General features: G+C 43.7%; 6 protein-coding genes and 3 pseudogenes. 4 read left to right on the plus strand and 5 right to left on the minus strand.

What is annotated here, in order from left to right; genetic code table 11:
• Window positions 1-463, plus strand: a pseudogene (locus JO375_RS14745) (transcriptional regulator); the annotation flags it as partial.
• Between the two features lie 245 nt (window positions 464-708).
• Entirely contained in the window at window positions 709-906 is a 198-nt protein-coding gene (locus JO375_RS14750) for an aspartyl-phosphate phosphatase Spo0E family protein (RefSeq protein WP_229525188.1), read from the plus strand.
• Between the two features lie 480 nt (window positions 907-1386).
• On the opposite strand, the pseudogene JO375_RS14755 reads toward JO375_RS14750, so the two are convergent.
• A pseudogene (locus JO375_RS14755) lies at window positions 1387-1545 on the minus strand (antibiotic biosynthesis monooxygenase family protein); the annotation flags it as partial.
• Between the two features lie 99 nt (window positions 1546-1644).
• Here JO375_RS14755 and JO375_RS14760 point away from each other — a divergent pair.
• Window positions 1645-1892, plus strand: a pseudogene (locus JO375_RS14760) (LysR family transcriptional regulator substrate-binding protein); the annotation flags it as partial.
• A gap of 50 nt (window positions 1893-1942) precedes the next feature.
• On the opposite strand, the gene JO375_RS14765 reads toward JO375_RS14760, so the two are convergent.
• Window positions 1943-3136, minus strand: a complete 1194-nt coding sequence (locus JO375_RS14765) for a GTP-binding protein (RefSeq protein WP_229525176.1) — start codon at window positions 3134-3136, stop codon at window positions 1943-1945.
• A 190-nt stretch (window positions 3137-3326) separates the two neighbouring features.
• Here JO375_RS14765 and JO375_RS14770 point away from each other — a divergent pair, with 190 nt between their 5' ends.
• The gene (locus JO375_RS14770; RefSeq protein WP_229525177.1) at window positions 3327-4307 is read left to right on the plus strand and encodes a DMT family transporter; all 981 of its coding nucleotides are present in this window, start codon (window positions 3327-3329) and stop codon (window positions 4305-4307) included.
• A gap of 121 nt (window positions 4308-4428) precedes the next feature.
• Here JO375_RS14770 and JO375_RS14775 read toward each other — a convergent pair whose 3' ends face one another.
• The 3 genes from JO375_RS14775 to JO375_RS14785 form a co-directional block, all read right to left on the minus strand.
• Window positions 4429-4677 (minus strand): site-specific integrase, encoded by a 249-nt coding sequence (locus JO375_RS14775; RefSeq protein WP_229525178.1) that lies wholly within the window; start codon window positions 4675-4677, stop codon window positions 4429-4431.
• Between the two features lie 339 nt (window positions 4678-5016).
• Window positions 5017-6210 carry a winged helix-turn-helix domain-containing protein gene (locus JO375_RS14780; RefSeq protein ID WP_229525179.1) on the minus strand — a complete coding sequence of 398 codons (1194 nt, stop codon included), beginning with the start codon at window positions 6208-6210 and terminating at the stop codon, window positions 5017-5019.
• A 216-nt stretch (window positions 6211-6426) separates the two neighbouring features.
• Window positions 6427-6894, minus strand: coding sequence for a DinB family protein (locus tag JO375_RS14785; RefSeq protein WP_074095139.1), 468 nt, complete (start codon window positions 6892-6894; stop codon window positions 6427-6429).
• Window positions 6895-7108: the final 214 nt, after the last annotated feature.

Genomic DNA, 7108 nt, shown 5'->3' on the forward strand with positions numbered 1-7108 from the left:
AAATAGGATTATGTCTGGAGATATCAGTGTACTACCGGACTACGTAGAGTACATGGCTGGTGAAAAAGAAATCTTCGCAGAACTTCTGAATATCATCGAAGTAGCCAACCGATATAATGTGGATGTGGACCATATTCTCCAACGTTTTGAGCCGCAGATTGCAGCTTATCAGGAGCCATCATCTTCTGACATGTATACCCAACAAGTTTTACCGGAAGAATACGTTCGTTTTTGGTATAAAATGGCTAAATACAGTCTAAATAAAGGTAGATATCCATATGGTTTCGAATGCTTAATAAACGCTTTTGAAAAAGCTGTTACAATTAATCACGGAATACTTATTGCCAATTGTATTGGCTTGTTTGAACGTTACAAAGCGTATGCAGCTCCTGAAATACTGGCTCGGTATGACTTGTGGGAAAGAAATGATCAGAAAGATGGCTTTAATCTTAGTGACGGTTAGCTGCTTACTGGTATTCGTAGTACCAGCTCAGAATCCGATTTCTGGCATAACACTACAAGATCACATTGGTGGAATGTGATACAAGGCACTCAATTAATACCCTTATTGACCAGCTTTTATGCTGGTCTTTTTTTTTTATACTTTTGATAAAAAACGACCATATTGTAATTGGTCATTTACCCCTAAAATGAAAATAAATAGGGGGTAGTGAAGGTATGAACATAGATGAATCCTTAACTAAACAGATGGAAAGTGCCAGACAACAATTGCATGATCTTTACGAACTGTATGGATTCGGACATGCATGCGTACTTGAGCAATCTATAATTTTGGACGAACTCATTAATCAGTACAATCGCATGTATCAGACTAAGAAGTTACATCACTATGTTCAGTCAGCAACCCCCCAATCCTTATGCAAAACTATTACTCTCCCCACATAACGATCATAATTATGATATAAAATGACTTAAGTGATATTTATATACATTTATCAAGTCAAAAATTGTAAATAATCAAGCTCCGGTGGAGTAGACACAAGGATGACCTCCACCGTCCTGGGTGTGGGAACTGCGCCGGCGGGCGCTATAGCGCTGCGCGGATCTCGTCCGGATCGGAGAGAGCTGCCGCGTTCCGCATTATATACAGAAAAAAGGCAGCCCTGTGTAGGCCGCCTTTTTTTCTTTTTCTTGCTGCAATATAGATCGGGAAATTACTGTTCCCAGTTGTTCCTATTGTGGTATAATAAAAGTATACGAAGCGTAAAATAAAAAAAGCCACGATGTATCGAGCATCGTGACTCTTAACAAAGGCCGGTGGGCGACCACGGCGTTTTCAATCAAATGACCGAAAAACCACCGGATTGCAAGGCAGCCAACCTAATCCCGGTGGTTTTCCTTGTCTCGGCGCGCTTGCTTCCAGGCGTTGAGTAAACTTTCCACACCTAAAAAACCAGGCTGCTTGGCAGCCAGCTCCACCATTTTGTCTCCCATCACTCCGTATCCACCATCTCCTTCCGTACGTTCAGAAGTAAAAATAGCAGCATAATAAGGGGGCTGTGGTGTTTTTGCAATTGAACTCATGGGTACCTCCCAGAAATTAAAGGTTAAATGGTTATCAGCATTTTTCTCAAGTTCGATTATAACCACAAAACTGAGATAAAAAAATGAATATATATGATACCCTTCATTATGCCTGCTCCCGGCTGCGACGCCGATGTACGGAGAATTTTTTCAGAGCACAAGCTTTCACCGAAAATCAAATATGAACTGGGAGATGATCATGCCATTATGGCTATGGTGCAGAAATTTGTATTCGGCCCTTGGATGGGCCATATTCACGTTCGATTGGTATCGCTGCTGCCTCTTTAAAGAACATGGCTCCGGCCACCAAAAAGTGTATGAACTTCATTGCTGAATGGATTCACTAGCAGCTATTCGTTAATGTATATCCATCCTGCTTAAAACCAGAGAGGAAAAATTATTGCACATCTGGCCACGGGAGGGGATTTTCAAAGTCAGACCAATCCATGCTCATCTCCGTATCGTTCAAAAGACATTTATCCAGTTCTTCTTCCAGTTCTGATACATTCATCCCAATACCGATCATGACAATTTCGTTCATGCGGTCGCCCCATTGCTCATCCCAATTGTCCAAGGCTTCAGGGTCGGCTGCAACAATTTCCTGCCGCTCTTCTTCCGACAACGCCGCAAGCCAGGTTCCTGCCGGTCCAAACTGAATGGATGGACCTGCCTGGCTAATGCTCGCCGCCCAATCCTGAGGTGTCGCAATCCAGGCCAAACCTTTGGCGCGCACGACCTCCTCTGGCCAGTAGCTCATAAAATCAGCCAGTCTGGCAGGATGAAACGGTCTTCTGCGGCGATACACAAAGGAGTGAATACCATATTCGTCCGTTTCCGGGGTATGACTATCTAACTCCAGCTCTCGAATCCATCCAGCGGATTGACTGGACTTGTCAAAATCAAAAAGTCCGGTATTCAAAATGTCCGAAGGAGCGATCTGTCCCTTGGACGTACGAATGATTCTGGCTTCAGGCTGCAATCTGCGCAGTACACCCTCCAGCTTGTCCAGCTCGGCAGGCTGAACGAGATCGCATTTGTTCAGAATCAGTACATCGCACGTTTCAATCTGGTCAATCAGCAGGTCCGAGATATCACGCATGTCATCTTCTCCAGTAGCCTGCTTACGATCCAGCAGCGATTCCCCTGATTCAAAATCATGCCAGAAGCGGTTCGCATCGACCACGGTCACCATGCAATCCAGTTTTGCCAAGGAGGTCAAATCAATGCCCGTTGCTTCATCGGCGTACGTAAAGGTTTGAGCGATGGGCACAGGCTCGCTAATTCCTGTCGATTCAATTAAAATATAATCAAACTCGCCCTGTTCGGCCAGCTTCTTAACCTCCAGCAATAAATCCTCACGCAATGTACAGCATATGCAGCCATTAGACAGCTCAACCAGTTTTTCTTCTGTTCTGGACAAGCCTCCCTCTTTTTTTACCAACTCGGCATCTATATTTACTTCACTCATGTCATTGACAATCACTGCCACTATCATTCCGTCCCGATTGTTTAACACATGATTCAAAATTGTCGTTTTCCCTGCGCCCAAATATCCGCTCAGCACGGTTACCGGTATTGCTTTCTTATTCATTGGCGGTATGCTCCCTTTGCAATTCTGTTTGTCGTGTTCATATTTTAAATCGTAATAATTACTATTAACTTTGGCATTCAGTAATATACACCATCCCTTTTGCCTTGTCAACGATGAAAAATCGCTTGAAATGAACGATCAAAAGTTATTATGATGGGTAAAACGATATTTAAAGAATAAGGTGAATGTGTTGCGATCCATTTGGCTAGGTGTGTTGGCTGCTTTCTTTTTTGCTTTTACATTTGTTCTTAATCGTTCTATGGAACTGTCTGGCGGGAGCTGGATTTGGAGTGCTTCATTGCGGTATGTGTTTATGGTTCCTATTTTACTCGTCATTGTTATGAGCCAGCATAAGCTCAAGCCTCTTTGGAAAGTTATGAAGGAACGGCCGGGAACGTGGCTGTTGTGGAGCTTCATTGGATTTGGCTTATTTTATGCTCCATTATGCTTCGCATCGGCTTATTCGCCGGGTTGGTTGATTGCGGGTACTTGGCAAATTACCATTATTTCCGGTTCTCTGCTTGTCCCATTATTTACGGAGGTTGTACAAACGGAGAACGGTCCAGTAAAGGTGCGCGGAAAAATCCCCATTCAAGGACTCATGATCTCTCTGATTATTTTAGTTGGGATCCTCCTCATGCAAGTCAAGCAGGCACAATCCATTCCTACACAAGATTTTTTGTTCGGCTTCCTGCCGGTCATCATTGCCTCCTTCGCATATCCATTAGGTAATCGCAAAATGATGGAGGTTTGTGCAGGACGGTTAGATGCCTATCAACGTGTGCTAGGGATGACTTTAGCCAGTTTGCCCTTTTGGTTACTGCTTTCGCTATACGGGGTGTTCAGTGCGGGAATGCCAAGCATGGATCAGACAATACAGTCTGCTCTGGTGGCTGTGTTTTCAGGAGTAATCGCGACGGTTCTATTTTTTAAAGCAACGGATCAGGTTCGCGGAAATATGCAAAAGCTGGCGACGGTTGAAGCAACACAATCTCTGGAAGTGTTGTTCGCATTAATGGGGGAACTGATCTTTTTATCCATACCAATTCCGTCACTTCTATCATGGCTGGATATGTTCGTAGTTATCCTCGGTATGGTTCTGCACAGCTATGTTACACATGATAAGAAAACAGATCATCGATTGGTATCCAAAAAGATAGACACGGTCTAGCGTATTACTGTTTCACGTGCATGTGGCTGCTCTATAAGGGGCAGTACCAGCGTAGCTGTCACCAAGGGCAAAGTATATGTAATTAAATGGGAAATCTATTGATAGCCTCGTTATATTCCTGCTAGGCATCGGTAATTGCAAGCTTTGAATAGATTTCCAAAGACTTCCGGCTTTCATGACCGGAATACGGTTGTATGAGTGCGTCATCGATGCCCTGCTTTTTGAGCCAAGTCAGCAGAAAATGTCGCAGCTTGTGCGGCGATAAGTTTTGTACAAGGCCAGCTTCCTCCGAATATTTGGACAAAATCTTTCGTATTCCCCGATCCGTGTACTTCTTCTTCCACGATGATTCAAGTGAACTACACGCCACCTAAGAGGTGGCGTGTAGTTCACACATTCCTACTTTGTTCGGTACAACAGAGAATGCCGTGTATGGTCAGCTGTTTGTAGCTTTAATCGTCTATGTCCTGCTAAAATGGTTGTTTGACACTACGAATTCAGTAGTTGCCAACCATGCAATTTTTTCATTTGCTCGATTTACACGTTTATTTAACCTGAAACTCCCCCCTGTTGAATGGGATGTAGCCATTCAACAAATTATTGAGATATACGACCCCCGGTGGGGTTATTTGTGTTACATAATTTGGTAATCAACAGGCCTGCTTCAAAAGTAAACAACTTTATTATCCCTATACAAATACAGGAAATATCAGTTCATAGACTCTGCCGAAATCGTCTCACACCCGTTGAATATCGCAAACTTTTGGAAACAACTGTTCAAGGCTGTTCGCAATTGCGTTGTTTGCTTCACACCGTTCTCGTACCAGATGTTTTTAAGAACGAGCGTTCCAGTTTTTCGCTCCACGATTATCTCGGCTCGTCCAATGAAGCTTTCTCCATATAATAGAGGCAGCACATAATAGCCGAATTTTCGTTTGATTGCAGGCGTGTAAATCTCCCAGGTGTAATCGAAGCCAAACAATTCGTTGATAAGTTTTCTGTCCCATATCAAATTATCTAGAGGGGCAATAAGCTCGCAACGCAATTTCGACTCCTGATTTTGCAGAACGGCTTCAATAAGCAGTAAATCCTCCGCGAGGCAGTACAGCATATCCTTCATTTGTTCCACGGCAACAGCAACAATGCGAGCTTCGTGTAATAGCTGGCGAAAAACCTCGGTGCGCTGTGCTGCTTTCAACCCCCATATATTCAGCCATGCATCTGACGCACGATTCCATAAGAGACCAACAGAGCCGATTCGACGCAGTACCCGCCACTTATGATGCTCAAGCTCATCCTCCAGCGGCTCTGATGCATTCAACAGATTTGGCTGTATGTACTTCTTGGCTATATCGTAATATTTACGCGTTCCTTTTTTATGATGGATAATCAACTCACCCGTCGAATACATCTGTTCCAGCACCGATCTAGATGAATTGTTTCCACCGCTCCAGTGGATGGCCGATTGCCAAGAGAAATCTCCATCCAATTTTAAATCATCCGAACTTAGTGCACCGTGATTTTGGATATGAGCCCGTACTTTCGCTGTCAACGCTTCCATTTCGGGATAGCGTTCGGCATGTTGTCGGGCGGCTTGCCTGTATCGCTCAAAATACGGCCAGTCCTCGACAGAGATAATGGCCAGGTTCTTGTCGGGATAATCGACAAGGCTTCTATCCTCATACAGCAACTCGGCGAGCATTCCCTTGGTAAATCCCTTGATTCGCGACTGTAGCACCAATTCGGCGTTTTTTCCGCAAACATCGATGGGATCGTATTGAATGCAGCTGACCTGCCGAGCAAAGTCCAATACGCCCTGCTTCTCACTAAATTTATATTCGCCCAAAAGTCCATGCTTCAACAACAGAAATTGCCGTGCCTGGCGGTTTGTTAATTGGATCATGTTTGCACCTACCTCTAGTTTAGTATAGTTGAAGATGGAGGGGAAAATAAAAACGAAGGCGTGAAGGGGAATTTGTTCACGTACTCGCTGAGGGTGTTTCTTGTACTTTTTATTGGCTGGTTGCGTCCAATGCAATACCGAACTCAAACCAACCAATCAGCCGCATATTAAACACTCTAACTTTGAGGAGCCACTACCAAGGAAGACATCTATTCGTTATTGCATTTCTTTTGTTGGACCCATCACAGGCGGTACTGGTAAGCCTGCTTGACGTAATAGCACCATCATTTGGCCGCGGTGATGTGTTTGGTGGTCAATTAAGAAACGTAATAATGAACCTTTTGTTGCAAGACTTTCTAAGCCTGTTTCTGTTAGCAAGTCCTCATTTGATAGCTTGGCTACCTCTTCCTTGACCGCCTCTGCTGCTTTTTCGTAGGCTGCTACAATTTCTCTTGCTGTCGCTGGAACTGGTTCATCTTGACCAATCATTGGTACAGTTAAACCTGCTAAATGACTAAAATAACCTGTTGTTTCTACTAAATGCCAGCCTAACCAACCTAGTGTACTATGCCCTTCAAAAATACTTTGTCCTAATTTGTCATCTGTTACGGCTTGTAATACTTGCAATGTCCCTTTCACAGCCACTGCCCATTCCTTTAAAAAATCATCCACTTGTCGATACATCCAAACTCCTCCTCTATCATTCACGTCTCTTTTATCATACAAAATATTTGCTCAAAAGAAAAGGAAAAAACAAACATATGTTCTTGTTAAAAAATGCGTACAAAAAAACATCTGTATCCGCTAAACTTAACTGCCCGTCCCCATTATTGAACACTCCCACCACTTAGCTAACGCTTGAAGTGGGGGATTCTTGGGTCATCAAACCTATCGGTTT

Source organism: Paenibacillus farraposensis (assembly GCF_020736845.1).
Classification (GTDB): domain Bacteria; phylum Bacillota; class Bacilli; order Paenibacillales; family Paenibacillaceae; genus Paenibacillus; species Paenibacillus farraposensis.

Bases quoted from the DNA above. Each gene is read 5' to 3' on its own strand.
- JO375_RS14750 (WP_229525188.1), top strand. From the start codon at position 709: ATGGAAAGTGCCAGACAACAATTGCATGATCTTTACGAACTGTATGGA.
- JO375_RS14765 (WP_229525176.1), bottom strand. From the start codon at position 3,136: ATGAATAAGAAAGCAATACCGGTAACCGTGCTGAGCGGATATTTGGGC.
- JO375_RS14780 (WP_229525179.1), bottom strand. From the start codon at position 6,210: ATGATCCAATTAACAAACCGCCAGGCACGGCAATTTCTGTTGTTGAAG.
- JO375_RS14785 (WP_074095139.1), bottom strand. From the start codon at position 6,894: ATGTATCGACAAGTGGATGATTTTTTAAAGGAATGGGCAGTGGCTGTG.